The sequence below is a fragment of the Pseudomonas sp. CIP-10 genome, assembly GCF_020911845.1.
GTDB lineage: Bacteria > Pseudomonadota > Gammaproteobacteria > Pseudomonadales > Pseudomonadaceae > Aquipseudomonas > Aquipseudomonas alloputida.
The window spans coordinates 1,104,119-1,127,762 of the sequence record NZ_CP087160.1; the positions used below are offsets into that span (position 1 = coordinate 1,104,119).

General features: G+C 63.2%; 20 protein-coding genes. 12 read left to right on the forward strand and 8 right to left on the reverse strand.

Annotation, left to right across the window (positions count from 1 at the left end; translation table 11 throughout):
- Nucleotides 1-14: 14 nt before the first annotated feature.
- A complete protein-coding gene (locus LMH93_RS04965; protein WP_003255176.1) occupies nucleotides 15-803 on the reverse strand; it encodes a lysophospholipid acyltransferase family protein in 789 nt (262 codons plus the stop codon).
- Nucleotides 803-1,558 (reverse strand): L-ornithine N(alpha)-acyltransferase, encoded by a 756-nt coding sequence (olsB, locus tag LMH93_RS04970; protein ID WP_003255175.1) that lies wholly within the window; start codon nucleotides 1,556-1,558, stop codon nucleotides 803-805. The genes LMH93_RS04965 and olsB overlap by 1 nt, the downstream gene beginning before the upstream one ends.
- A 160-nt stretch (nucleotides 1,559-1,718) precedes the next feature.
- On the opposite strand from olsB, the gene LMH93_RS04975 reads away from it, so the two are divergent.
- The 3 genes from LMH93_RS04975 to LMH93_RS04985 all read left to right on the forward strand — a co-directional run bounded on the left by LMH93_RS04975 (nucleotide 1,719) and on the right by LMH93_RS04985 (nucleotide 5,159).
- On the forward strand, nucleotides 1,719-2,606 hold the full coding sequence (locus tag LMH93_RS04975; protein ID WP_230064877.1) for an acyl-CoA dehydrogenase family protein: 888 nt from the start codon (nucleotides 1,719-1,721) through the stop codon (nucleotides 2,604-2,606).
- A 193-nt stretch (nucleotides 2,607-2,799) separates the two neighbouring features.
- Nucleotides 2,800-3,741: an AEC family transporter gene (locus LMH93_RS04980; RefSeq protein ID WP_003255173.1), complete on the forward strand. Its 942-nt coding sequence runs from the start codon at nucleotides 2,800-2,802 to the stop codon at nucleotides 3,739-3,741.
- Nucleotides 3,742-3,797: 56 nt separating this feature from the next.
- Nucleotides 3,798-5,159: an amino acid permease gene (locus tag LMH93_RS04985; RefSeq protein ID WP_003255172.1), complete on the forward strand. Its 1,362-nt coding sequence runs from the start codon at nucleotides 3,798-3,800 to the stop codon at nucleotides 5,157-5,159.
- Nucleotides 5,160-5,302: 143 nt separating this feature from the next.
- On the opposite strand, the gene LMH93_RS04990 is transcribed toward LMH93_RS04985, so the two are convergent.
- The 5 genes from LMH93_RS04990 to gatC form a co-directional block, all read right to left on the reverse strand.
- Nucleotides 5,303-6,346: a calcium/sodium antiporter gene (locus LMH93_RS04990; protein ID WP_060538293.1), complete on the reverse strand. Its 1,044-nt coding sequence runs from the start codon at nucleotides 6,344-6,346 to the stop codon at nucleotides 5,303-5,305.
- A 60-nt stretch (nucleotides 6,347-6,406) separates the two neighbouring features.
- The gene (locus tag LMH93_RS04995; RefSeq protein WP_003255170.1) at nucleotides 6,407-6,781 is read right to left on the reverse strand and encodes a septal ring lytic transglycosylase RlpA family protein; all 375 of its coding nucleotides are present in this window, start codon (nucleotides 6,779-6,781) and stop codon (nucleotides 6,407-6,409) included.
- 128 nt (nucleotides 6,782-6,909) lie between these two features.
- Nucleotides 6,910-8,355: an Asp-tRNA(Asn)/Glu-tRNA(Gln) amidotransferase subunit GatB gene (gene gatB, locus LMH93_RS05000; RefSeq protein WP_003255169.1), complete on the reverse strand. Its 1,446-nt coding sequence runs from the start codon at nucleotides 8,353-8,355 to the stop codon at nucleotides 6,910-6,912.
- Nucleotides 8,356-8,366: 11 nt separating this feature from the next.
- Entirely contained in the window at nucleotides 8,367-9,818 is a 1,452-nt protein-coding gene (gene gatA, locus LMH93_RS05005; RefSeq protein ID WP_003255167.1) for an Asp-tRNA(Asn)/Glu-tRNA(Gln) amidotransferase subunit GatA, read from the reverse strand.
- Nucleotides 9,819-9,833: 15 nt separating this feature from the next.
- Entirely contained in the window at nucleotides 9,834-10,121 is a 288-nt protein-coding gene (gatC, locus tag LMH93_RS05010; RefSeq protein ID WP_003255165.1) for an Asp-tRNA(Asn)/Glu-tRNA(Gln) amidotransferase subunit GatC, read from the reverse strand.
- Between the two features lie 205 nt (nucleotides 10,122-10,326).
- Here gatC and mreB point away from each other — a divergent pair, with 205 nt between their 5' ends.
- The 8 genes from mreB (at nucleotide 10,327) to tldD (ending at nucleotide 21,432) form a co-directional block, all read left to right on the forward strand.
- Nucleotides 10,327-11,364: a rod shape-determining protein MreB gene (gene mreB / locus LMH93_RS05015; RefSeq protein ID WP_003255163.1), complete on the forward strand. Its 1,038-nt coding sequence runs from the start codon at nucleotides 10,327-10,329 to the stop codon at nucleotides 11,362-11,364.
- A gap of 165 nt (nucleotides 11,365-11,529) precedes the next feature.
- A complete protein-coding gene (mreC, locus tag LMH93_RS05020) occupies nucleotides 11,530-12,582 on the forward strand; it encodes a rod shape-determining protein MreC (RefSeq protein ID WP_108192162.1) in 1,053 nt (350 codons plus the stop codon).
- Nucleotides 12,582-13,070 (forward strand): rod shape-determining protein MreD, encoded by a 489-nt coding sequence (gene mreD, locus LMH93_RS05025; protein ID WP_230064879.1) that lies wholly within the window; start codon nucleotides 12,582-12,584, stop codon nucleotides 13,068-13,070. Before mreC ends, mreD begins: the two co-directional genes overlap by 1 nt.
- Nucleotides 13,071-13,102: 32 nt before the next feature.
- Nucleotides 13,103-13,714, forward strand: a complete 612-nt coding sequence (locus LMH93_RS05030; RefSeq protein ID WP_003255159.1) for a Maf family protein — start codon at nucleotides 13,103-13,105, stop codon at nucleotides 13,712-13,714.
- A 54-nt stretch (nucleotides 13,715-13,768) separates the two neighbouring features.
- Complete coding sequence (gene rng, locus LMH93_RS05035; protein WP_003255158.1) at nucleotides 13,769-15,226, forward strand: ribonuclease G; 1,458 nt, start codon at nucleotides 13,769-13,771, stop codon at nucleotides 15,224-15,226.
- Between the two features lie 82 nt (nucleotides 15,227-15,308).
- Complete coding sequence (locus tag LMH93_RS05040; protein ID WP_230064880.1) at nucleotides 15,309-19,130, forward strand: YhdP family protein; 3,822 nt, start codon at nucleotides 15,309-15,311, stop codon at nucleotides 19,128-19,130.
- An 8-nt stretch (nucleotides 19,131-19,138) separates the two neighbouring features.
- On the forward strand, nucleotides 19,139-19,990 hold the full coding sequence (locus LMH93_RS05045) for a carbon-nitrogen hydrolase family protein (protein WP_108192159.1): 852 nt from the start codon (nucleotides 19,139-19,141) through the stop codon (nucleotides 19,988-19,990).
- Between the two features lie 2 nt (nucleotides 19,991-19,992).
- A complete protein-coding gene (tldD, locus tag LMH93_RS05050) occupies nucleotides 19,993-21,432 on the forward strand; it encodes a metalloprotease TldD (protein WP_003255154.1) in 1,440 nt (479 codons plus the stop codon).
- Between the two features lie 57 nt (nucleotides 21,433-21,489).
- Here tldD and yjgA read toward each other — a convergent pair whose 3' ends face one another.
- On the reverse strand, nucleotides 21,490-22,011 hold the full coding sequence (gene yjgA / locus LMH93_RS05055) for a ribosome biogenesis factor YjgA (RefSeq protein WP_003255152.1): 522 nt from the start codon (nucleotides 22,009-22,011) through the stop codon (nucleotides 21,490-21,492).
- A gap of 109 nt (nucleotides 22,012-22,120) precedes the next feature.
- On the opposite strand from yjgA, the gene pmbA reads away from it, so the two are divergent.
- On the forward strand, nucleotides 22,121-23,467 hold the full coding sequence (gene pmbA, locus LMH93_RS05060; RefSeq protein WP_003255150.1) for a metalloprotease PmbA: 1,347 nt from the start codon (nucleotides 22,121-22,123) through the stop codon (nucleotides 23,465-23,467).
- Nucleotides 23,468-23,644 lie beyond the last annotated feature (177 nt).

Here is a 23,644-nt window from a genome sequence, read left to right on the forward strand (position 1 = left end):
GGCAGTACACGCATTCAGGCAGCCCGCGCCTGTCGACGTGGCGCCATCTCTACGTCTTCAACCCCAAACAGCGCCAGGTGAATCGCCTGCTGTGCCTGCAATGCCAGCACCGCACGTTCCTTGCCCACGCTACCTATTGGCTGCAGGAGGTGGATGCACACCTCGCCCCGCGGCAGGGCGAACAGGCGCATCAGGTGCGACACCAGGTCGTCCTCACCAATGAACGGCGCTACCGGGTCGATCTGGCCATCACGCAGGTACTGGATAGCGACTGGCTGCACTGCCACGCCACGGTCGATGGCACCTGCCAGCAGGCGGCCATGAAAGGTGCGCAACGTGCGGCCGCTGGTAGTGGTGCCTTCGGGGAATATCAGCAGCGGGCGGGCCAGCCCCAGTTGCCCGGCGATCTGTTCGCGCAGGCGCTGACTGTCGCCACCACCACGGCGAATGAACAGCGTGCCGGCCTTTTCCGCCAGCCAGCCGGCCACCGGCCAGTGGCGCACTTCGGCCTTGGACAGGAAAGACAGCGGCGTGAGCATGCCAAGCAGGGGGATGTCGGTCCAGGAAACATGGTTGCTGACCCATAGCATCGGTCGCTGTGGAAGTTCGCCAACTACCTTCACGTCGAAGGGCAGGGCGGCGACCAGGCGCTTCATGAACAGGCAGGTCCAGCGCTGGCGCCGTTCGATCGGCGCCTTGAAGCCCAAGCGTTCGCCCAAGGCGATAATGCTGGCCATCAGCATGCCTTGCGCCAGCACCAGCAGCAGTCGGATGAGGCGGGCCAGTACCCGCAACTTCGGCATCAGACCGCCGCCTTGAAGTGGCGGGCGTAGCGTGGGCACAGCTCGTCGCGTTTGAGCAGGATGAACACGTCTGCCACCTGGAAATCCTCGTCCCAGCATGGCTCGCCGCAAATCTTCGCGCCCAGGCGCATATAGGCCTTGAGCAGCGGGGGCATTTCGGCAATGACGTTATTGGGCAGGGCCAGTTTCGGCAGCGGGTTCTTCGGCTCGGCACGCAAGTGTTCGGTGCACAGGTAACGTTCACGCAGGCGCTGCATCACTGCATGGGCCTGCACGCCGCCGTCCTGCATGGGGATACTGGCGCAGCCCATCAGATAGCTGTAGCGACCCTCGTTGAGCACCTCGGCCAGTTCGCCCCAGAGCACGGCGATGGTACCGCCGTTGCGGTAGTCGGGGGCGACGCAGGTACGGCCCAGTTCGAGGATCGGGCCTTGCAGCTGCAACAGGCCGTGCAGGCTGAATTCTTCTTCGCTGTAGAAACGGCCCAGGCTGCTGGCGGCCTGGTGATCGAGCAGGCGGGTGGTGGCAACCAGTTCGCCGGTGCTCAGATCGCGTACACCAATGTGGCGGCAGTGCACGTCGTAGTCGTCCATGTCCAGGCCCTGCTCGGCACCTTTGAGCTTGGCCTTGAATTCTGCGCTGAATACGGTATAGCGCAGAGCCTGGGCTTCTTGCAGCGCCGCGGCGCCAACCAGGCGTTCGGCTTGCAGACGGCGTTCAGTGCTGTAGTCGCCAGCGGTAGCGATCCGAGTCATTACGAGTCTCCATAAGCCAGCCAAGAAGGGTTGCGGCCGGTCGGCTTTGTTGTGCAAAGTCAGCCTAGGTAGACCCAGTGTCACCCCTGTGAATGTTTGGTGATGCTTGCGTGACACACCCTGAGCCTTAACTGAAAGCCCCCCAGCAAGGAGCTGTTCCATGGCCTGGTTGCAACGACTCAACGATCCGCTTCGCCTCGCGCCGACAGGCACCCTGGGCGAAACCTACGCCGCGCTGCTTGAGCGCCTCGGCCCGGTTGCCCCGTTCGAATTGGCGGTACTGGGTGGGCGTGCAATGGCCACCCCGGGCCTGGCCTTCCTGGTGGGTTACCAGGCTGCCCTTCGCGTGCTGTGGCCCAGTGCGCCGCACAGCCTTGGCGCCTTGTGTGCCACCGAGCGGCGCAGCGTGCGGCCGGCAGACATGCACACACGGCTGGACGCTCTGCGGCTGTCGGGCTGCAAAGACTTCGTTACCGCAGGCCTGGAGGCGGAGTGGTTGCTGGTGGCAGCGCGTAGCGAAGCGGCTGGCGCGGCGCCGCAATTGAGCCTGGCGGTGGTTTACCCCGGGGAGCCTGGGGTGACACTGGAGCCATTGCCGACCCTGCCGCTGATGCCGGAAGTCGGGCACGGCCGACTGCTGCTGGAGCAGGCATCGTGCGAGTTGCTGGCCGGTGACGGCTGGGAGGCCTACGTGAAGCCGTTCCGTTCGCTGGAGGATTTGTATGTGCTCACGGCGCTGACCGCTTGGTTGTATGGCGTTGGGCAGGAGTGCGCCTGGCCGCAGGGGCTTCGCCTGCAGTTGCTTGGGCTGTTGGCCGGCTGCGCCGAGGGTAGCCGGCAGTGTGCCGATAGCATGGGTTGTCACTTGTTGCTGGGCGGGTTGTTTGCACAGTTCCAGGCGTTGCGGGGGGAGATCGATGCGGCGTTGGCGACAGGGCCGGGGCATTGGGCGCACATCTGGCAGCGTGACCAAGGGGTGATGGCGCTGGCGGCGTCGGCACGGGAGAAGCGGCTGAACAAGGCGTGGGTTGCTGCGGGATTGTCATGAATGGCTGACAGGTTTGTGTGAACCGATGAGCCGCGGCGTGGTACCTGTGGGGGCGGGGTTAGGTGCAAAGCGGCCGGTACTGGCAGCAGAAAACCTGAAAGACATGTCCTTTTATCGCGCTTGATCCCCGCAAATCCCAGCCGTTGACGTATCATTGGCCGCCTGACGGCAACCCCTCCAGGATCGCTTGCGCATGCTCGCCCTTCTTATCCAGACCCTGAACATCACGGCACCGGTTTTCGCCATGCTGTTCATGGGCGTCCTGCTCAAACGCATTCACTTGATCGACGACAACTTCAACCGCGTCGCCTCGCAGCTGGTATTCAACGTCTGCATGCCGGCGCTGCTCTTCCTCGGCATCTACCACGCCGACCTGGCCGCAGCGGTCAAGCCCGGTGTCATCCTGTATTTCATCGTCGCCACCCTGGCCGGTTTCGCCCTTGCCTGGGGCATGGCCATCTGGCGCAGCCCGATGGCCGACCGAGGCATCTATACCCAGGGCGCCTTCCGCGGCAACAACGGTGTGATCGGCCTGGCCCTGGCCGCCAGCCTGTACGGTGACTATGGCATTTCCCTGGGGGCAGTACTCGCAGGCCTGGTCATCCTCATGTACAACTCGCTGTCAGCGGTGGTTCTGGCGGTGTACAGCCCGGACCTCAAGTCCGACCCGTGGAGCATCTGCAAGAGCATTTTCAGCAACCCGCTGATCATCAGCGTGCTGGTGGCCGCGCCGATGGCTTACGGCCAGGTGCCATTGCCCAACTGGCTGCTGACCTCAGGCGACTACCTGGCACAGATGACCCTGCCGCTGGCGCTGATCTGTATCGGTGGCACGCTGTCGCTGGCAGCGCTGCGTAACTGTGGCCGGCTGGCCATCGATGCCAGCCTCGTGAAAATGCTCTGGCTGCCGCTGCTCGGCACCCTTGGGGCCTGGTTGTGCGGGTTTCGCGGGGCGGAGCTGGGCATCCTGTTCCTGTACATAGGCAGCCCGACCGCTGCGGCCAGCTACGTGATGGCGCGGGCGGCCAACGGCAATCATGAACTGGCCGCGTCGATCATCGTGATTACCACGCTAATGGCGGCGATCACCACCAACATTGGTATTTTCATCTTGCAGTGGGGCGGATGGATCTAGATCCTTGACTGCAAATAACAGCAACAACACTGCCTCACTGAGCTAAAGGACACTTCATGCAAGACCAGAGCACGCCCGAGCGGTTACAGCGCGGGCTGAAGAATCGCCATATCCAGCTGATCGCGCTGGGCGGGGCCATCGGTACCGGGTTGTTCCTGGGCATTGCCCAGACCATCCAGTTGGCCGGCCCCTCCGTGTTGCTGGGCTACGCCATCGCCGGCCTGATGGCCTTCCTGATCATGCGCCAGCTGGGCGAAATGGTGGTGGAAGAGCCGGTTGCCGGCAGCTTCAGCCACTTCGCCCACCAATACTGGAGCGAGTTCGCCGGCTTTGTCTCAGGCTGGAATTACTGGGTGGTGTACGTGCTGGTCGGCATGGCCGAGCTGACGGCAGTCGGTATCTACGTGCAGTACTGGTGGCCGGACTTCCCCACCTGGGCCACGGCGGCGATCTTCTTCGTGGTGATCAACCTGATCAACCTGACCCAGGTAAAGGTCTATGGCGAGATGGAGTTCTGGTTCGCCCTGGTCAAGGTAGTAGCCATCGTCAGCATGATCGGCTTTGGTGCCTGGTTGCTGGGCAGCGGTCATGGTGGCCCGGATGCCAGCGTGGCCAACCTGTGGCAGTACGGCGGCTTCTTCCCTAACGGCGTCACGGGTCTGGTAATGGCCCTGGCGGTGATCATGTTCTCGTTCGGTGGCCTGGAGTTGGTCGGCATCACGGCTGCCGAGGCTGACAACCCGCGCGAGAGCATCCCCAAGGCCACCAACCAGGTGGTGTACCGCATCCTGATTTTCTACATCGGTGCCTTGGCAGTGCTGTTGTCGCTGTACCCGTGGCAGAAGGTGGTGCAGGGCGGCAGCCCGTTCGTGATGATCTTCCACGAACTGGACAGCGACCTGGTGGCGACCATCCTCAATATCGTGGTGCTGACGGCTGCGCTCTCGGTGTACAACAGCTGTGTGTACGCCAATAGCCGTATGCTGTTCGGCCTGGCCAGCCAGGGCGATGCGCCGCGTCAGTTGCTGAAGGTGAGCCGTAGCGGCGTACCGCTGACTGCGCTGGCCGTGTCGGCCTTTGCGACCGGCCTGTGCGTGCTGATCAATTACCTGATGCCGGGCGGGGCCTTTGGCTTGCTGATGGCGTTGGCAGTGTCCGCGTTGGTGATCAACTGGGCGAGCATCAGCATTACCCACCTCAAATTCCGCAAGGCCAAGCTGGCCGCCGGGATCACCCCCTTCTACAAAAGCCTGGGGCACCCACTGACCAACTACCTGTGCCTGGCGTTCATCGTGCTGATCCTGGTGGTGATGTACCTGACGCCGCCGATTCGCATCTCGGTAATGCTGATCCCGGCATGGATCGCTGTGCTGTGGGTGGCCTTCAAGCTGAAGAAGGCTCGCCAGGCCAAGGGCTGATCGGGTTTGTTCGTAAGGGGCATGCCGTTAGGTTTTCGGCGCCTGTGAGATCGAGCGCCGCCCGCGCGGCGCTCGATCTCACAGGCGATGAAAGCCTGAAGGCATGCGTCTGGCGGCCCTGACGCGTGCCCCTTCCATGCCCCTCAATGCTGCCTCCGCCAGGCACGCACAGTGGTGTACAGCAACACCGCAGCGAGCACCGGCAGTACATAGAACAGCATCAATCGCTCCAGGCGGCCAGCCAGCGGCATACCCATGGTAAAAGCCGCCACATGAAGGCCGTAGGCCAGGTACAGGCAAAGAAACACCAGGCCTTCGGCGCGAGTGATGCGGTAACCGGAATAGAACACTGGCAGGCTCAGGACAGCAACGCCGAGCATTACAGGCAGATCGAAAGACAGCGCGTTAGGCGAGATCGACAGGGGTTCCGGGGTGATCAGTGCGGTCAGGCCCAGTACGGCCAGCAGGTTGAACAGGTTGCTGCCGATCACCGCGCCCACGGCGATCTCCCGTTCGCCACGCAAGGCGGCGATCAGCGCAGCGGCCAGTTCCGGCATGGAGGTGCAGATGGCGACGACTGTCAGGCCGATAATACGCTCGGACAGGCCCAGGTCGGTGGCCACCTCGATGGCAGCTTCCAGTAGCAAGTGGCCCGCCAGGCTCAGCAGGCCAAGGCCGACCAGTATCTGCAGCAGCGTACCTGCCCAGAAGCGCCCGGCACCGGACCTGGCGGCGTCCGGGGCCGGGTAGGTGCGTGCGTAATGGCGCGACTGATGCCAGAGCATTGCCAGGTAACCGGCCAGCCCCAGCAATAGCAGTGCCCCTTCAACCCTACCCAGGTGGGCATTGGCGGACAGTGCATACACCAGCCCGCTGGCGACGATCATCAAGGGAAGATCCAGGCGCACCAGCTGACGAGACACCCGTAGCGGGATGATCAGCGCGGCCAGGCCGAGAATGACCAGCACGTTGAAGATGTTGCTGCCGATCACGCTGCCTACTGCCACATCCGGCGCGCCTTGGTAGGCAGCCTGCAGGCTTACGGTCAATTGTGGCGCGGTACTGCCGAAGGCCACCAGGCTCAGGCCTATGATCAGCGGGCGAACGTGCAGGCGTTGCGCCAGGCGCAAGGCGGAGCGCACCAATAGCTCGGCGCCACCGATCAGCAACAACAGGGCAACGCCCATTTGCAGCAGGCTAAAAGTGGGGAGGGTGGCCAGGTCGAAAATGGTCGGACTCCTGTCGCGTCAGTCGCTAAGCCCTTGTACGCGCACGCGCGCTGTTCCGCTACGGAGCATACCGATTTTTTCTGCTGCTGCGCGAGACAGGTCGATCAGGCGGCCGCGGGTGTGCGGGCCACGGTCGTTGATGCGTACCACCACACTGCGCTGGTTGGCCATGTTGGTCACACGTACACGTGTGCCGAAGGGCAGGCTGCGGTGCGCGGCGGTGAGGCCGTGCTGGTTGAACGGTTCGCCACTGGCGGTGCGTTTGCCATGGTGGCGCGAGCCGTAGTAGGAAGCGGTGCCCGTCTGGTCGTAGCCGCGCGGGTCGATGTCATGGCTGGCGCAGCCGGCCAGGAAAGAAAACAGGGCGAGGGTGCCGAGGGAACGTTTTAGCAAGTCAGGTGCTCTCCGGTGCGACCATTCGCGGGTAAACCCACTCCTACAGGGAAAACGCTGGCTTGTGTAGGAGCGGCTTCAGCCGCGAACGAGGGCGAAGCCCTCGCAGCATTACAGGGGTAAAACCATCACCCTTCGAGCTTGGCCTTGAGCAATTGGTTCACCTGCCCCGGGTTGGCCTTGCCTTTGGAGGCTTTCATGGCCTGACCGACGAAGAAGCCGAACATCTTGCCGCGCTTGGCCTCATCGGCTGCGCGATATTGTTCGACCTGCTCGGCATTGGCTGCCAGCATTTCGTCGAGCATCTTGTCGATCGCACCCGTGTCGGTAACCTGTTTCAGGCCTTTGCTCTCGATGATGCTGTCGGCATCGCCTTCACCGGCGGCCATGGCCTCGAACACGGTCTTGGCAATCTTGCCGCTGATGGTGTTGTCACGAATGCGCAGCAGCATGCCGCCCAGTTGCGCAGCGCTGACCGGCGCCTGATCGATTTCGACGCCCAGCTTGTTCAGCAGGCTACCCAGTTCGACCATGACCCAGTTGGCCGCCAGCTTGGCATCACCACCGATCTTCACCACTTCTTCGAAGTAGTCAGCCTGTTCGCGGCTGGAAGCCAACACGTTGGCGTCGTAGGCCGACAGACCGTACTGAGTCTGGAAGCGCTCGACCTTCTGTGGCGGCAGCTCCGGCAGGCCGGCGCGAATGGTTTCGAGGAAGCTGTCCTCGATGACCACCGGCAGCAGGTCGGGGTCGGGGAAGTAACGGTAGTCGTTAGCTTCCTCTTTGCTGCGCATGGAGCGGGTTTCGTCCTTGTTCGGGTCGTACAGGCGTGTTTCCTGCACGACTTTGCCACCGTCTTCGATCAGGTCGATCTGGCGCTGGATTTCGCTGTTGATCGCGCGCTCGATGAAACGGAACGAGTTGACGTTCTTGATTTCGCAGCGAGTGCCGAACTCGGTCTGGCCTTTCGGGCGGATCGATACGTTGCAGTCGCAGCGCAGCGAACCTTCGGCCATGTTGCCGTCGCAGATGCCCAGGTAGCGCACCAGCGCGTGGATTGCCTTGACGTAAGCCACGGCTTCCTTGGCGCTGCGCATGTCAGGCTCGGAGACGATTTCCAGCAGCGGGGTGCCGGCACGGTTCAGGTCGATACCGGTGGAGCCGCTGAAGTCTTCGTGCAGGCTCTTTCCGGCGTCTTCTTCCAGGTGCGCGCGGGTTACGCCGATGCGCTTGATGGTGCCGTCTTCCAGCGCGATGTCCAGGTGGCCCTTGCCGACGATCGGCAGGTCCATCTGGCTGATCTGGTAGCCCTTGGGCAGGTCGGGGTAGAAGTAGTTCTTGCGTGCGAACACGTTGCGCTTGCCGATCTCGGCATCGATGGCCAGGCCGAACATGCACGCCATGCGCACGGCCTCCTCGTTCAGCACCGGCAGTACGCCGGGCATGCCCAAGTCAACCAGGCTGGCCTGAGTATTCGGCTCGGAGCCAAAGGTGGTAGCGCTGCCGGAGAAGATCTTCGACTGGGTGGCGAGCTGAGTGTGGATTTCCAGCCCGATCACAACTTCCCATTGCATGTGTGAATTCCTCAGAAGCCGTTGGGGGCGCGGGTATGCCAGTCGGTCACCTGTTGGTAGCGGTGCGCGACGTTGAGCAGGCGGCCTTCCTGGAAGTAGGGCGCCAGCAGTTGCACGCCGACCGGCAGGCCGTCGACGAAGCCCGCAGGCATCGACAGGCCAGGCAGGCCCGCCAGGTTGGCGGTGATGGTGTAGACGTCTTCGAGATAGGCGGCAACCGGGTCGCTGCTCTTGGCGCCAAGCTTCCAGGCCGGGTTTGGCGTGGTCGGGCCGAGAATCAGGTCGACATCGTTGAAGGCGGCCATGAAGTCGTTCTTGATCAGGCGGCGGATTTGCTGCGCCTTCACGTAATAGGCGTCGTAGTAGCCGGCCGACAGGGCGTAGGTACCGACCATGATGCGGCGCTGTACTTCAACGCCGAACCCTTCGCCGCGTGAGCGCTTGTACAGGTCGGTGAGGTCTTTGGGCTCTTCACAGCGGTAGCCGAAGCGTACGCCGTCGAAACGCGACAGGTTGGAAGAGGCTTCAGCCGGGGCGATCACGTAGTAGGCCGGAATGGCATGCTGCATGTTCGGCAGGCTGATTTCCTTGACCACTGCGCCGAGCTTTTCCAGCTCTTTGACGCTGGCCTGGACCAGGTCGGCGATGCGTGGGTCTAGACCGGCACCGAAGTACTCTTTCGGCAGGCCGATACGCAGGCCCTGCAGCGAAGCGTTCAGGCTGGCGCTGTAGTCCGGCACCGGTTCTTCGATGCTGGTGGAGTCCTTGGCGTCGAAACCGGCCATACCTTGCAGCAGCAGCGCGCAGTCCTCGGCGGTGCGGGCCAGTGGGCCGCCCTGGTCGAGGCTGGAGGCGTAGGCGATCATGCCCCAGCGCGACACACGACCGTACGTCGGCTTGAGGCCGGTGAGGTTGGTCAGTGCCGCTGGCTGGCGGATCGAGCCGCCGGTGTCGGTGCCCGTGGTGGCGGGCAGCAGGCGCGCGGCCACAGCAGCGGCCGAACCACCGGACGACCCGCCCGGAACGTGCTCGAGGTTCCACGGGTTCTTCACCGCGCCGTAATGGCTGGATTCGTTGGCCGAACCCATGGCGAACTCGTCCATGTTGGTCTTGCCCAGGGTGACCATGCCGGCTTCGGCCAGCTTGGCGACCACGGTGGCGTCATAGGGCGCCTTGAAGTTGTCGAGCATCTTCGAGCCGCAGCTGGTGCGTACGCCGTTGGTGCAGAACAGGTCTTTGTGGGCGATCGGTGCACCCAGCAGCACGCCGGTTTCGCCAGCGGCGCGACGGGCATCGGCGGCACGCGCCTGAGCCAGGGCCAGGTCGTCGGTGATGCTGATGAAGCTGTTGATCTGCGGGTCGAGCTGTTTGATGCGCGCCAGCAGGGCGCCGGTCAGCTCTTCGGAAGAAAACGATTTGTCGGCGAGTCCGCGGGCGATCTCGGCCAGGGTCAATTGATGCATGGCAGGCTCTATCCCTTACTCGATGACTTTGGGAACCAGGTACAGACCGCTTTCGGTCGACGGCGCGATGGCCTGGTAGGCATCGCGCTGGTTGCTTTCGGTGACTTGGTCAGGACGCAGGCGCTGGCTGGCCTCCAGCGGGTGGGCCAGGGGCTCGATGCCAGTGGTATCGACCGCTTGCATCTGGTCGACCAGGCCGAGAATGCTGTTCAGGGCGTCGGTAATGCGTGGCAGTTCGCCATCATTCAGGCCCAGGCGGGCCAGATGGGCGATCTTTTCCACGTCGCAGCGTTCAAGCGCCATGAGGATCTCCAAGGGAAACAAAGAACGGAATTTGGGTCCGCGGTGAGGAACATGTCAGCTTTCTGGCGGTCTAACGGCCGCGAAATTCTGCTGGCGTGCTCGGAAAAACAGCCAATTTAACATATTGGCTCCTTGCCCAAAATCCCTGCCATTGTTAGAGTTTGCCGCACTTTTTTACCCACGCTTTCCCCAGGGTCACTTTCCCATGTTCAAGAAACTGCGTGGCATGTTTTCCAGCGATCTTTCTATCGACCTGGGTACTGCCAACACCCTTATTTACGTGCGTGAGCGCGGTATCGTCCTGAATGAGCCCTCGGTTGTTGCCATCCGTACCCATGGCAACCAGAAAAGCGTCGTCGCCGTCGGTACCGAAGCCAAACGCATGCTGGGCCGTACGCCTGGCAACATTGCAGCCATTCGTCCGATGAAGGACGGCGTCATTGCCGACTTCAGCGTCTGCGAAAAAATGTTGCAATATTTTATCAACAAGGTTCACGAGAACAGCTTCCTGCAGCCGAGCCCGCGCGTGCTGATCTGCGTGCCGTGCAAGTCGACCCAGGTCGAGCGCCGCGCCATCCGTGAGTCGGCCCTCGGTGCGGGTGCCCGAGAAGTGTTCCTGATCGAAGAGCCAATGGCCGCTGCCATCGGTGCCGGCCTGCCGGTTGAAGAGGCCCGCGGTTCGATGGTCGTCGATATCGGTGGCGGTACCACTGAAATCGCCCTGATCTCGCTGAACGGCGTGGTCTATGCCGAGTCCGTCCGCGTTGGCGGTGACCGCTTCGACGAAGCCATCGTGACCTACGTGCGCCGCAACTATGGCAGCTTGATCGGCGAATCCACCGCCGAACGTATCAAGCAGGAAATCGGTACTGCCTACCCAGGTGGCGAAGTACGTGAAGTCGACGTGCGTGGTCGTAACCTGGCCGAAGGTGTACCGCGTGCCTTCACCCTGAACTCCAACGAAGTGCTCGAAGCGCTGCAGGAATCGCTGGCGACCATCGTCCAGGCGGTCAAGAGCGCCCTCGAGCAATCGCCGCCGGAGCTTGCCTCGGACATCGCCGAGCGCGGCCTGGTGCTGACCGGTGGTGGTGCGCTGCTGCGTGACCTCGACAAACTGCTGGCCCAGGAAACCGGCCTGCCGGTGATCGTCGCCGAGGACCCGCTGACCTGCGTCGCCCGTGGCGGCGGTCGCGCCCTGGAGATGATGGACAAGCACGCGATGGACCTGCTCTCCAGCGAGTGATCCCGCTCGCTGTTCACGAGCGCCCGGTTTACAGGTAGTACGTACAGTGCTACCTGTATGCGCTGGGCTGGCGCCCATTTGGGCGCCGTATCCGTCAACCCGCAACCAGGCTGGTGCGTTGTTCCATGTCCAATGACCTCCTGAGTCGTCCACGAGGAACGGCCCATTAAACCGCTTTTCTCCAAGGGCCCTTCGCTGGGCGTTCGCCTGCTCGTTCTGGTGGTGATGTCGGTCGCGTTGATGGTTGTCGACGCGCGCTTCGACGTGCTCAAACCTGTGCGCAGCCAGATGGGCCTGGTGCTGATGGAGTCGTACTGGATCACCGATTTGCCACAGCGTGCCTGGCAAGGTGTGGCCGGCCAGTTCGGTAGCCGCACCGAGCTGATTGCCGAAAACGAGAAGCTCAAGACCGAAGCCCTGCTGCTGCAGGGGCGCCTGCAGAAGCTGGCGGCCCTGACCGAGCAGAACGTGCGGCTGCGCGAGCTGCTCAATTCTTCGGCGCTGGTCAACGAAAAGGTTGAAGTGGCCGAGCTGATCGGTGTCGACCCCAACCCGTTTACCCACCGCATTCTGATCAACAAGGGTGAGCGTGATGGTGTGTTCCTGGGCCAGCCGGTGCTCGATGCCCGCGGCCTGATGGGCCAGGTCGTAGAGTTGATGCCCTATACCGCGCGGGTGCTGTTGCTGACCGATACCACCCACAGCATTCCGGTGCAGGTCAACCGCAACGGTCTGCGAGCCATCGCCAGCGGCACTGGCAACCCGGAGCGCCTGGAGTTGCGGCATGTGGCCGACACGGCCGACATCAAGGAAGGCGACCTGCTGGTCAGTTCCGGCATGGGGCAGCGCTTTCCTGCCGGCTACCCGGTGGCCACGGTCAACGAAGTGATCCACGATTCCGGTCAACCCTTTGCCATCGTCCGTGCCATCCCCACCGCGGCGCTTAACCGCAGCCGCTACATGTTGCTGGTGTTCAGTGACCGGCGTAGCCCGGAGCAGCGTGCCACCGATGCCGCCATTGCCCAGGAAGAGGCTGACCGAAAGGGGGCTGCACCTGCTGGCCAGCCGGCCGCTACCCGTGATCCGGTCGCACCCGCCGCTGGTACGCCTGCCGCGTCGGTCACACCGGCAGCACCGGCCACTCCGGTCGCGCAGCCTGCAGCCCCGTCTGCTGCACCTGCCATGCCGGCCGCACCCGTTCAACCCCGGAGGCAATGATGGCTGCATCACGCCGCAATAACGGCTGGGTCATCTGGCTTACGTTCGCCATCGGCCTGCTGCTCAGTGTTTCCCCCATGCCGCAGTTCATGGAAGTGTTCCGGCCCATGTGGCTGGCCTTGCTGGTGTCGTTCTGGACCCTTGCCGTGCCGAGCAAGGTCGGCATGACCACGGCATTCGTGCTGGGCCTTGCCGAGGACGTGCTGTATGGCACGCTGCTGGGGCAGAATGCGCTGGTCCTAACCCTCATCACCTTCTTGGTGCTATCCCTGCAGCAGCGTCTGCGCATGTTCCCCATGTGGCAGCAAAGCCTGGTCATTCTGGTGATCTTTGGTATCGCCCAGTTGATCCAGCTGTGGCTCAGTGCACTGACCGGCAACCGTCTGCCCACCCTGGCGCTGGTCTGGTCGGCGGTGATCAGTGCCTTGCTCTGGCCATGGATCAGCTTTGCCTTGCGCGACCTGCGTCGACGCTTGCACATCAACTGACGGCAACGCGCCACTGACAGGGAGATGTCTGCATGACCCCGCTATACCTGGCTTCAGGCTCGCCCCGTCGTCGTGAACTGCTGACGCAGATCGGCGTGCCGTTCATTGTCATCAGTGCCCCCATCGATGAATCTCCGCTACCCAGCGAAAGCGCCCCTGCCTACGTCGAACGCCTGGCCCGGGCAAAGGCCGCCGCCGGCCTGGCCCGTGTCGACGGCCCGGCTGTAGTGCTCGGCGCAGACACTGCCGTGGTGCTCGATGGTCGTATTCTCGGCAAACCGGAAAACCGTGAAGATGCCTTGGCCATGCTGGCTGACCTGTCAGGCCGCGAGCATCAGGTGCTGACCGCTGTCGCCCTGGACGATGGCCAGCGTGTGCACAGTTTTTGCGTGACCAGCACAGTGCGCTTTCGCGCCATCAGCACCGATGAAGCGCAACGCTATTGGGCCAGCGGTGAGCCAGCTGACAAGGCTGGCGGCTATGCCGTCCAGGGGCTGGGTGCGGTCTTCGTCACCGGTCTTTCCGGCAGCTATTCGGCGGTGGTCGGCTTGCCGCTCTGTGAAACGGCCGATTTGCTTGGCCAGTTCGGCATCGCCTGCTGGCAATCGCTCGCGCATACGCCAGAGGTAACAAACCCGCAGTAGCCAGCAGTGCATACGCCATCCATCATTAGAAAGAACCTTTGACGAGAGCCTGCCATGAGTGAAGAGATCCTGATCAACATCACCCCGATGGAGTCACGTGTGGCGGTGGTGGAAAACGGGGTGCTGCAGGAAGTGCATGTCGAGCGCACCCAGCGCCGTGGCATCGTCGGCAATATCTACAAGGGCAAGGTGGTGCGTGTGCTGCCAGGCATGCAGGCGGCCTTCGTCGACATCGGCCTCGAGCGCGCAGCGTTTATCCATGCCTCGGAAATCTCCCAGCGCGAAGGCTCGGCGGTAGAGAACATCACCGCACTGGTACATGAAGGCCAGGCCCTGGTGGTGCAGGTGACCAAGGACCCGATCGGCACCAAGGGGGCGCGCCTGACCACCCAGCTATCGATCCCGTCGCGCTACCTGGTGTACATGCCACGCAGCAGTCATGTCGGTATTTCGCTGAAAATCGAGGACGAAGCCGAGCGTGAGCGCCTCAAGCAAGTGGTCAGCGACTGCATGGACAGCGAGAACATCAAGGATGCCGGCGGCTTCATCTTGCGCACCGCCGCCGAAGGCGCGCGTGCCGAGGAGATCTTGCAGGACATCCGTTACCTGCGCCGCCTGTGGGAGCAGATCGGCACCCAGATCAAGACCTGCGGCGCGCCCACGGTCATTTACGAAGACCTTGGCCTGGCCCTGCGTACCCTGCGCGACCTGGTCAATCCGAAGATCGAGAAGATCCGCATCGACTCGCGGGAAACCTTCCAGAAGACCACGCAGTTCGTTGGCGAGTTGATGCCGGAAATTGCCGACCGCCTCGAACATTACCCCGGCGAGCGCCCAATCTTTGACCTGTACGGTGTCGAAGACGAGATCCAGCGGGCTCTGGAGCGCAAGGTGCCGTTGAAGTCCGGCGGTTACCTGGTGGTCGACCCGGCCGAAGCGATGACCACCATCGACGTCAACACCGGGGCTTTCGTCGGTCATCGCAACCTCGAAGAAACCATCTTCAAGACCAACCTCGAGGCCGCTACCGCCATCGCCCGGCAACTGCGCCTGCGCAACATTGGCGGCATCATCATCATCGACTTCATCGACATGGAAGACGAAGATCACCAGCGTCAGGTACTGCGTACCCTGGAAAAACAGCTGGAGCGCGATCACGCCAAGACCAACATCATCGGCATCACCGAGTTGGGCCTGGTGCAGATGACCCGCAAGCGTACGCGGGAAAGCCTGGAACAGGTGCTTTGCGAGCCGTGTCTGGCCTGTCAGGGCCGCGGCAAGCTGAAAACACCCGAGACCATCTGTTACGAAATATTCCGCGAGATCCTGCGTGAGGCCCGTGCCTATCAGGCTGAAGGCTACCGTGTGCTGGCCAACCAGAAGGTGGTCGACCGCCTGCTGGATGAAGAGTCAGGCAACGTGGCGGAACTGGAAGCCTTTATCGGTCGAACCATTCGCTTCCAGGTCGAGTCGATGTATTCGCAGGAACAATACGACGTGGTGCTGCTCTGAGGTCTTCTGAAACACGCCACTGCATTGTCGTCCTGGCAAAACCGGCACGACGGGCCATCATGGATAAACGACTTGGAGGGCCATGGCCATGGGACGTCTGAACCGCGTTCTTGTTGCTCTGACCCGCTGGGGGTTGGGCATATGTGCCCTGCTGGCCGTATTGGTGGCGCTGTATGTCAGCCTTGGTCGTGAACTGGTGCCGCTGGTAGCCGAGTACCGTGCCGACGTAGAAAGCAAGGCCGAGCAGGCGCTGGGCCTGCCCGTGCATGTCGGTGCCCTGGAAGGGCACTGGAGCGGACTGGCCCCTGTGCTGCGGGTGCGCGACCTGCAATTGGGCGAAGGCACCAAGGCGCTCCGGCTGGACGACGTCATGGTGGTGCCCGACATCTGGGCCAGCCTCACCGCCCGCGAAGTGCGCCTGGCGCGCATCCAGCTGGGCGGGCTGCAACTGATCCTTCGCGAGAACGAGCAGGGCGCCTGGAGCCTGGAAGGCCTGCCGAAGAAGGACGACGCGCCGCTGGACCCTGCCGACTTGCTGCAGCGCCTGCGCCAGCTGGGGCGCATCGATGTGTTCGACAGTCTGGTCACTCTGCACCCCTGGCAGCGCGACCCGCTGACCCTGACTTATGTGAGTGCCGGCCTGCAGGCCGGTGCCACCCGTCAGGCCTTGGATTTGCGTGCGACCCTGCCTAACGGCCAACCCCTGGCGTTGAGCCTGAACAGCCGTATGTCGGCCGACGCTTGGCGTGATGGCGAGGTAGACGCCTATGTCAGCCTGCCGCAAAGTGACTGGGCACATTGGTTGCCGCCCAAGGTGTTGGGTCAGTGGCATGCTGACACCCTGCGGGCGGGCGGTGAGTTCTGGATCGGCTGGGGCAAGGGGCAGTTGCAACGGGCCGTCGTAAGGCTCAATGCACCCAGGCTGGAGGGGGCCTATGCCGGGCGCAAGGCTGCCAACCTGAATAATCTGGCTTTGGGCGCCTGGTTCCAGCGCCGGGAGCAAGGCTTCGATGTGGTCGTCGACTCGTTGGCCATGGACCTCGGCAAGGCCCGCTGGGAGTCTCACCTGCAGTTGCAGCAGCGCCCTGGCCAGAACGCAGCCGATGAAAGCTGGCAGTTACAGGCCGACCGCCTCGACCTCACCCCGCTGACTCCGCTGATCGATGCCCTGGCCCCCCTGCCGGACAAGGTCAAGGATGTGGTCGATGGCTTGAAGGTGACCGGTGCGTTGCGCAATGTGCGCCTCGAGGCCAGGCCCAAGGCCGAGGGTGACCAGCGCCTGCAGTTCGCAGCCAACCTGGAGAAGGTAGGCTTCGATGCTTATCACAACGCCCCGGCGGCCGGTAACGTCAGTGGCAGCATCAGTGGTGACCTGGGCCACGGCGAGCTGCGCCTGGATACCGATGCGTTCATGCTGCATCTGTACCCGATCTTCGCCAAGCCCTGGCATTACCAGAAGGCGAATGCGCGCTTGACCTGGACCTTGGACAAAGACGGTTTCACCCTGATTGCGCCCTACCTCAAGGTGCTGGGCGAGGAGGGCAAGATCGCCGGTGACTTCCTCATTCGCCTGTTGTTCGAGGAAGGCCGCGAGGACTATATGGACCTGCGCGTCGGCCTGACCGAAGGCGATGGCCGCTATACTGCCAAGTATCTGCCCGAGGTGCTCAGCCCGGCCCTCGACGAGTGGCTGCGCAGCGCGATCGTCAAAGGCGCTGTGGATGAAGGCTACTTCCAGTATCAGGGCTCGCTGAACCATGGCGCAGCGCCGCAAGCGCGCAGCATCAGCCTGTTCTTCAAGGTGCATGACGCCGCCCTGGACTTCCAGCCCGGTTGGCCACAGGTGCAGCACGTCGATGGCGATGTGTTCATCGAGGACAGTGGCGTGCGCATCAAGGCCCAGCGAGGCGTGCTGCTCGACACCAAGGTCAGCGATGTGAATGTCGATATCCCGCATGTCGAGGGTGGCCAGCACAGCCACCTCTACCTGGATGGCGATTTCGACGGTAGCTTGGGTGATGGCCTGAAGATTCTCAAGGAAGCGCCAATCGGCACGGGGGAGATTTTCGCCGGCTGGGAAGGTGAGGGGCCGCTGAAGGGCAAGGTCAAACTCGATATCCCACTGGCCCATGGGCAGCGCCCAAAGGTGCAGGTCGACTTCGCCACCAACGATGCGCGCCTGAAAGTGGCCCCGCCAAGCCTGGAGTTGAACCGCCTGAAGGGCGACTTCAGCTTCGACTTCGACAAGGGCCTGAGTGGCAAAGGCATCAGCCTGCAGGCCTTCGGCAAGCCGGTAACGGCGCAAATAACCGCTGAAGGTCAGGCTGGGCAGATGCAGACCCGCATCAATGCCAATGGCCAGGTATCGCTCAAGACACTCACTGACTGGCTGCAGTTCAAGCAGGCCTTGCCGGCCTCCGGTGAACTGCCCTATCAGTTGCAGCTCAGTCTGGGGAGCCGGGACAACCGCCTGAATGTCACTTCCAGCCTCAAGGGGCTGGCCATCGACCTGCCGGCTCCGTTCGGCAAAGCGGCAGCAGATACCCGTGACAGCCGTTTCAACATGAGCCTTCAGGGCCCGGAGCGGCAATTCAACGCTGCCTACGCCGACCTTGCCCGCTTTGCCTATGCTGCACCGGCTGAAACGTTGACTCAGGGCCGTGGCGAGCTAGTGCTGGGCACAGGCGACGCCCGGGTACCTGCCAGCCAGGGGCTGAGGGTGCGCGGGCGCCTGGAGACCCTGGACCTGGCCCCTTGGCAAGAGCAGGCGGGCCGGCTGGCTGGGGACGACCCCGGTGGCAGCGCGCGGCAGAACCTGCAAAGCGTCGACCTGAGCATCGGCCAGTTGAAAGCCTTCGGCATGGACCTGAACCAGGCCGTGATACGCCTGGCCCGGGGCGGCCCGGCCTGGGATTTGCGCCTCGACAGCAAGGAAGTCATCGGTAATGCGCGCGTACCGGATGCCAAGGGCGCGCCCATGGTCGTGCGCATGCAGACCTTGCGGCTGCCTGCCGCCAGCGCCGCTGAACAGCAGGCTGAAGACGGCCCCGACCCGCTTGCCTCGTTCGATCCGCGCAAAGTCCCGGCACTGGACCTGAGCATCGACAAGCTCTATCGCGGTGACGATCTTTACGGCAGCGCTGCGATCAAGCTGCGGCCGACCCCACGTGGCGTCACAGCCAGTGATATCGACCTCGACCTCAAGGGGTTGCGCATCGATGGCGGTGGTGGCTGGGAGGGTGAAACGGGCAAAACCAGCAGTTGGTACAAAGGGCGCCTTGACGGCAAGAACCTGGCGGATGTGCTCAGCGCCTGGGGCTTTGCCCCGACGGTGACCAGCCGCGATTTCCGCCTGGATGTGGATGGCCGCTGGCCGGGTTCGCCGGCCGCGGTGGGCCTGAAACGCTTCTCGGGCAGCATGGATGCAGCACTGCGCACCGGCCAGTTCGTCGAGGTCGAAGGCAGCGCACAGGCGCTGCGGGTGTTCGGCCTGCTCAACTTCAACTCGATTGGCCGGCGCCTGCGTCTGGACTTTTCCGACCTGTTTGACAAGGGCCTGGCCTATGACCGGGTCAAGGGCTTGCTGGTGGCCAGCAGTGGCGTGTACGTGACCCGCGAACCGATTACCGTGACCGGCCCGTCGAGCAACTTCGAGCTCGACGGCACGCTGGACATGGTCAGCGACCGGGTCGATGCTGACTTGCAGGTGAGCCTGCCGGTGACCAACAACCTGCCGCTGGCGGCGTTGATCGTCGGCGCGCCGGCGGTGGGCGGTGCGCTGTTCCTGGTCGATCGGCTGATCGGTGACCGCGTGTCACGCTTTGCCAGCGTGCACTACCGTGTCGAAGGGCCGTGGAAAGAGCCTAGAATCACCTTTGTGAAACCTTTCGAGAAATCCCGCTAGGAGTACCCATGAAGGCAGCGGTAATCCAGATGGTCAGCCAGGACGACGTGCAGACCAACCTGCAGCGTGCCGGTGCCCTGTTGGAGCAGGCCGCATTGGGCGGCGCACGGTTGGCGGTGCTGCCGGAAAACTTTGCCGCCATGGGGCGCAAGGACGCTGCTGCCATCGGCCGTGCCGAAGCTTTGGGGGAAGGGCCCATTCTGCCGTGGTTGAAACGCACCGCCCGCGACCTCAAGTTATGGATTGTTGCCGGTACTTTGCCCTTGCCACCGTTCGGCCAGCCCGATGCCAAGGCCCATGCGTGCTCGCTGCTGGTCGATGAACACGGCGAGGTGGCGGCAAGGTATGACAAGCTGCACTTGTTTGATGTGGACGTGGCCGACAACCGGGGCCGTTACCGCGAGTCGGATGACTACGCGCAGGGTGCTCAGGTGGTGGTGGCTGATACGCCGGTCGGGCGGCTGGGGCTGAGCGTGTGTTACGACCTGCGCTTTCCCGAACTGTACAGCGCGCTGCGCGCTGCCGGCGCGGAGGTGATCACCGCGCCAGCAGCTTTTACCGCAGTGACCGGCGCAGCACATTGGGAGGTGCTGGTGCGTGCCCGGGCCATCGAAACCCAGTGTTACCTGCTGGCTGCGGCACAGGGCGGCGCCCATCCTGGCCCACGGGAAACTCATGGCCATGCGGCGATCGTCGACCCTTGGGGGCGCATTCTCGCAGAACAGGCGCAAGGTGAAGCGGTACTGCTTGCCGAGCGCGACATTGAAGAACAAGCGTCCATTCGGGCGCGCATGCCGGTGGTATCGCACCGGCGCTTTTTTTCGCAGGGCGCGTTGCGACCTGCGCATACCTCGGAGTGACTATGAGCCAGATGTTATCCACCGTCAGTGAGCAGCTCCTGGCCCCAGGCGGCTTGACCCTGGACAGCCTGCAGAGCGTGCTGGGTGAGTTGGCTGGCCCCGGCATCGACGCCGCCGACCTGTATTTCCAGGGCCAGATCTCGGAAACCTGGGCGCTGGAGGACGGTATCGTCAAAGAGGGCAGCTTCAACCTCGACCAGGGCGTGGGCGTGCGTGCCCAGTCCGGCGAAAAAACCGGCTTCGCCTACAGCAACGCGATCAACCTTGAAGCGCTGACCTCGGCAGCCCGTGCCGCCCGTTCGATTTCCCGTGCCGGGCAAAACGGCACGGTGCAAGCCTTCCGCAGCCAGGAGGTGGCCGCTCTGTATACCGCGGACAACCCGCTGGACGTGCTCAGCCGTGCCGAAAAGGTCGAGCTGCTTAAGCGTGTCGATGCCGCCACCCGTGCCCTGGACCCGCGTATTCAGCAAGTCAGCGTGAGCATGGCCGGGGTCTGGGAACGCATTCTGATTGCCGCGGCCGATGGCAGCCTGGCTGCCGACGTACGCCCGCTGGTGCGCTTCAATGTCAGCGTCATCGTCGAGCAGAACGGCCGTCGTGAACGCGGTGGGCAGGGCGGTGGCGGGCGTACCGATTACCGCTACTTCACCGAAGAGCGGGTGATGGGCTATGCCCGCGAGGCCCTGCGCCAGGCCCTGGTGAATCTGGAAGCGATCCCGGCACCGGCCGGTACCTTGCCGGTAGTGCTGGGCTCGGGCTGGTCCGGCGTGCTGTTGCACGAGGCCGTCGGCCATGGCCTGGAAGGCGACTTCAACCGCAAGGGCAGTTCGGCGTTCAGTGGCCGCATTGGCGAGAAAGTGGCGTCGAGCCTGTGCACCATCGTCGACGATGGCACCCTTGAAGGCCGCCGTGGTTCTCTGAGCGTGGATGACGAAGGCACCCCGACCGAATGCACCACGCTGATCGAGAATGGCGTGCTCAAGGGGTACATGCAGGACAAGCTGAACGCGCGCCTGATGGGCATGGCTGTGACCGGCAACGGCCGCCGTGAATCCTACGCGCACCTGCCGATGCCACGCATGACCAACACCTACATGCGAGCCGGCGAAAGCGACCCACAGGAGATTATTGCGTCGGTGAAGAAGGGTATCTACTGCGCCAACCTCGGTGGTGGGCAGGTGGATATCACCAGCGGCAAGTTCGTGTTCTCCACCAGTGAGGCCTACCTGATCGAAGACGGCAAGATTACCGCGCCAGTGAAGGGCGCAACCCTGATCGGCAATGGTCCCGAGGCGATGAGCCGGGTTTCGATGGTCGGTAACGACCTGGCACTGGACAGCGGAGTAGGGACGTGCGGCAAGGACGGGCAGTCGGTGCCGGTTGGGGTCGGGCAGCCTACCTTGAAACTGGATGCGATTACCGTGGGCGGTACCGGGGCTTGATGGCTTCGGGAGCCATTGTAGGAGCGGGCACGCCCGCTCCCACAAGGCCCCAGTCCGTCAGCGCAACCCGCGCTGCAACTCGTCGAGGTCGCGGATGTACTTGAACACCTTGCGCGCGGCGGCAGGCGGCTTGTTCCGCGCCTTCTCGTGCTGGGCATGGCGCACCAGCGAGCGCAGCTGCTGGCGGTCGGTGTCGGGGTACTCATTGACGAAGCGCTCGAGGTCTTCGTCGTTACCGTCGATCAACCGGTCACGCCAGCGCTCCAAGCTGTGGAAACGTTCGTTGTACTGGCGAGTCGAGCTGTCCATCTGTTCGAGCAAGGCGTGGATGGCATCGAGGTCTTGCACGCGCATGAGCTTGCCGACGAACGACATGTGGCGTTTACGGGCGCCATGAGCGGTGTGCTTGCTGGCCTCGGCCAGTGCCTTGCGCAGCTCGTCGGTCAAAGGCAGGCGCGCCAAGGTATCGGCCTTGAGGGTGGTAAGCCGCTCGCCGAGTTCGACCAGCGCATGCAGTTCGCGCTTGATCTGGGTTTTGCTTTTTTCGCCGTCGAAGGCGTCGTCGTTTGAATCAACCATGGTGGCAGTCCGCTAGAAATCGCCGCCATGATAACCAGTCGGGGGCCGCTTGTCCGGCCCGGTCGTAGAATGACCCCAAGCCGTACGCAGAATTTGAGTGGAGAGAACCATGAGTGCAGTCCAGAGCGTAGGTCCGAAAGACCTGCCAGCATTGCAGGAACAGGTCGAGGCGATCATCGCCGAGGCGCGTCGGCAGGGGGCCAGTGCCTGCGAAGTGGCGGTGTCGCTGGAGCAAGGGCTGTCCACCACCGTGCGCCAGCGTGAGGTCGAAACGGTCGAGTTCAACCGCGACCAAGGCTTTGGTATCACCCTTTATGTTGGCCAGCGCAAAGGTTCGGCCAGCACCTCGGCCAGTGGTCCGGAGGCGATTCGCGAGACCGTCACTGCAGCGTTGGCAATTGCCAGGCATACCTCCGAGGATGAATGCTCGGGCTTGGCCGACGCAGCGCTGATGGCGCGTGAAATCCCGGATCTGGACCTGTACCACGACTGGGGTATCGAGCCCGAGAAGGCCATCGAAATGGCCCTGGCCTGCGAGGCAGCGGCGTTCGACGCCGACCCGCGCATCCTCAACGCCGATGGCACCACCCTCAATACCCACCAAGGCTGCCGCGTGTATGGCAACAGCCATGGATTCATCGGTGGTTACGCCTCGACCCGGCACAGCCTGAGCTGCGTGATGATTGCCGAAGGCGACGGGCAGATGCAGCGTGACTACTGGTACGACGTGAACCGCCAGGGCAACCTGCTGGCCGACCCGAGCAGCATCGGCGTGCGCGCTGCCCAGCGTGCCGCTAGCCGCCTTGGCGCCCGACCGGTGCCGACTTGCGAGGTACCGGTGCTGTTCTCGGCCGAATTGGCCGGTGGCCTGTTCGGCAGTTTCCTGTCGGCCATTTCCGGCGGCAACCTGTACCGCAAGTCGTCGTTCCTGGAGGGTACCATTGGCCAGCGCCTGTTCCCTTCCTGGCTGACCCTCGACGAACGCCCGCATATTCCGCGCGCGTTGGGCAGCGCCGCCTTCGACGGTGATGGCCTGGCCACCTATGCCAAACCGTTTGTCGACAAAGGCGAGCTGGTGTCGTACTTGCTGGGTACCTATTCGGGGCGCAAGCTGGGTTTGCCGAGTACGGCCAATTCTGGTGGTGTGCACAACCTGTTCGTCAGCCACGGTGTCGAAGATCAGGCCGCGCTGATTCGCCGCATGGGGCGCGGGCTGCTGGTGACCGAACTGATGGGGCATGGCTTGAACATGGTGACGGGGGACTATTCCCGTGGTGCGGCGGGGTTCTGGGTCGAGAATGGCGAGATTCAGCATGCCGTACAGGAAGTTACCATCGCCGGAAACATGAAGGACATGTTCCAACAGATTGTCGCGATTGGCAGCGATCTTGAAACCCGTAGCAATATTCATACGGGCTCGGTGTTGATCGAGCGGATGACCGTTGCTGGTAGCTGATCTTTAGCCTGCGCCGGCCCTAGCGCGGATCCATCCGCTCCTACACGGTGGTAGACGCACATCGGGGCGGGGACACAGGCCGTTGTAGGAGCGGGTTTACCCGCGAAGAGGCCTACACAGCACTACACCTTTCTCTGCAAATCCGAAGACCCGGCCCCCGCGCCGGGTTTTTATTTC

Coding starts and splice junctions, on each gene's coding strand:
- LMH93_RS04965 (WP_003255176.1), bottom strand. CDS start 803: ATGCCGAAGTTGCGGGTACTGGCCCGCCTCATCCGACTGCTGCTGGTG.
- olsB (WP_003255175.1), bottom strand. CDS start 1,558: ATGACTCGGATCGCTACCGCTGGCGACTACAGCACTGAACGCCGTCTG.
- LMH93_RS04975 (WP_230064877.1), top strand. CDS start 1,719: ATGGCCTGGTTGCAACGACTCAACGATCCGCTTCGCCTCGCGCCGACA.
- LMH93_RS04980 (WP_003255173.1), top strand. CDS start 2,800: ATGCTCGCCCTTCTTATCCAGACCCTGAACATCACGGCACCGGTTTTC.
- LMH93_RS04985 (WP_003255172.1), top strand. CDS start 3,798: ATGCAAGACCAGAGCACGCCCGAGCGGTTACAGCGCGGGCTGAAGAAT.
- LMH93_RS04990 (WP_060538293.1), bottom strand. CDS start 6,346: ATGGGCGTTGCCCTGTTGTTGCTGATCGGTGGCGCCGAGCTATTGGTG.
- gatB (WP_003255169.1), bottom strand. CDS start 8,355: ATGCAATGGGAAGTTGTGATCGGGCTGGAAATCCACACTCAGCTCGCC.
- gatA (WP_003255167.1), bottom strand. CDS start 9,818: ATGCATCAATTGACCCTGGCCGAGATCGCCCGCGGACTCGCCGACAAA.
- gatC (WP_003255165.1), bottom strand. CDS start 10,121: ATGGCGCTTGAACGCTGCGACGTGGAAAAGATCGCCCATCTGGCCCGC.
- mreB (WP_003255163.1), top strand. CDS start 10,327: ATGTTCAAGAAACTGCGTGGCATGTTTTCCAGCGATCTTTCTATCGAC.
- mreD (WP_230064879.1), top strand. CDS start 12,582: ATGGCTGCATCACGCCGCAATAACGGCTGGGTCATCTGGCTTACGTTC.
- LMH93_RS05030 (WP_003255159.1), top strand. CDS start 13,103: ATGACCCCGCTATACCTGGCTTCAGGCTCGCCCCGTCGTCGTGAACTG.
- rng (WP_003255158.1), top strand. CDS start 13,769: ATGAGTGAAGAGATCCTGATCAACATCACCCCGATGGAGTCACGTGTG.
- LMH93_RS05040 (WP_230064880.1), top strand. CDS start 15,309: ATGGCCATGGGACGTCTGAACCGCGTTCTTGTTGCTCTGACCCGCTGG.
- LMH93_RS05045 (WP_108192159.1), top strand. CDS start 19,139: ATGAAGGCAGCGGTAATCCAGATGGTCAGCCAGGACGACGTGCAGACC.
- tldD (WP_003255154.1), top strand. CDS start 19,993: ATGAGCCAGATGTTATCCACCGTCAGTGAGCAGCTCCTGGCCCCAGGC.
- yjgA (WP_003255152.1), bottom strand. CDS start 22,011: ATGGTTGATTCAAACGACGACGCCTTCGACGGCGAAAAAAGCAAAACC.
- pmbA (WP_003255150.1), top strand. CDS start 22,121: ATGAGTGCAGTCCAGAGCGTAGGTCCGAAAGACCTGCCAGCATTGCAG.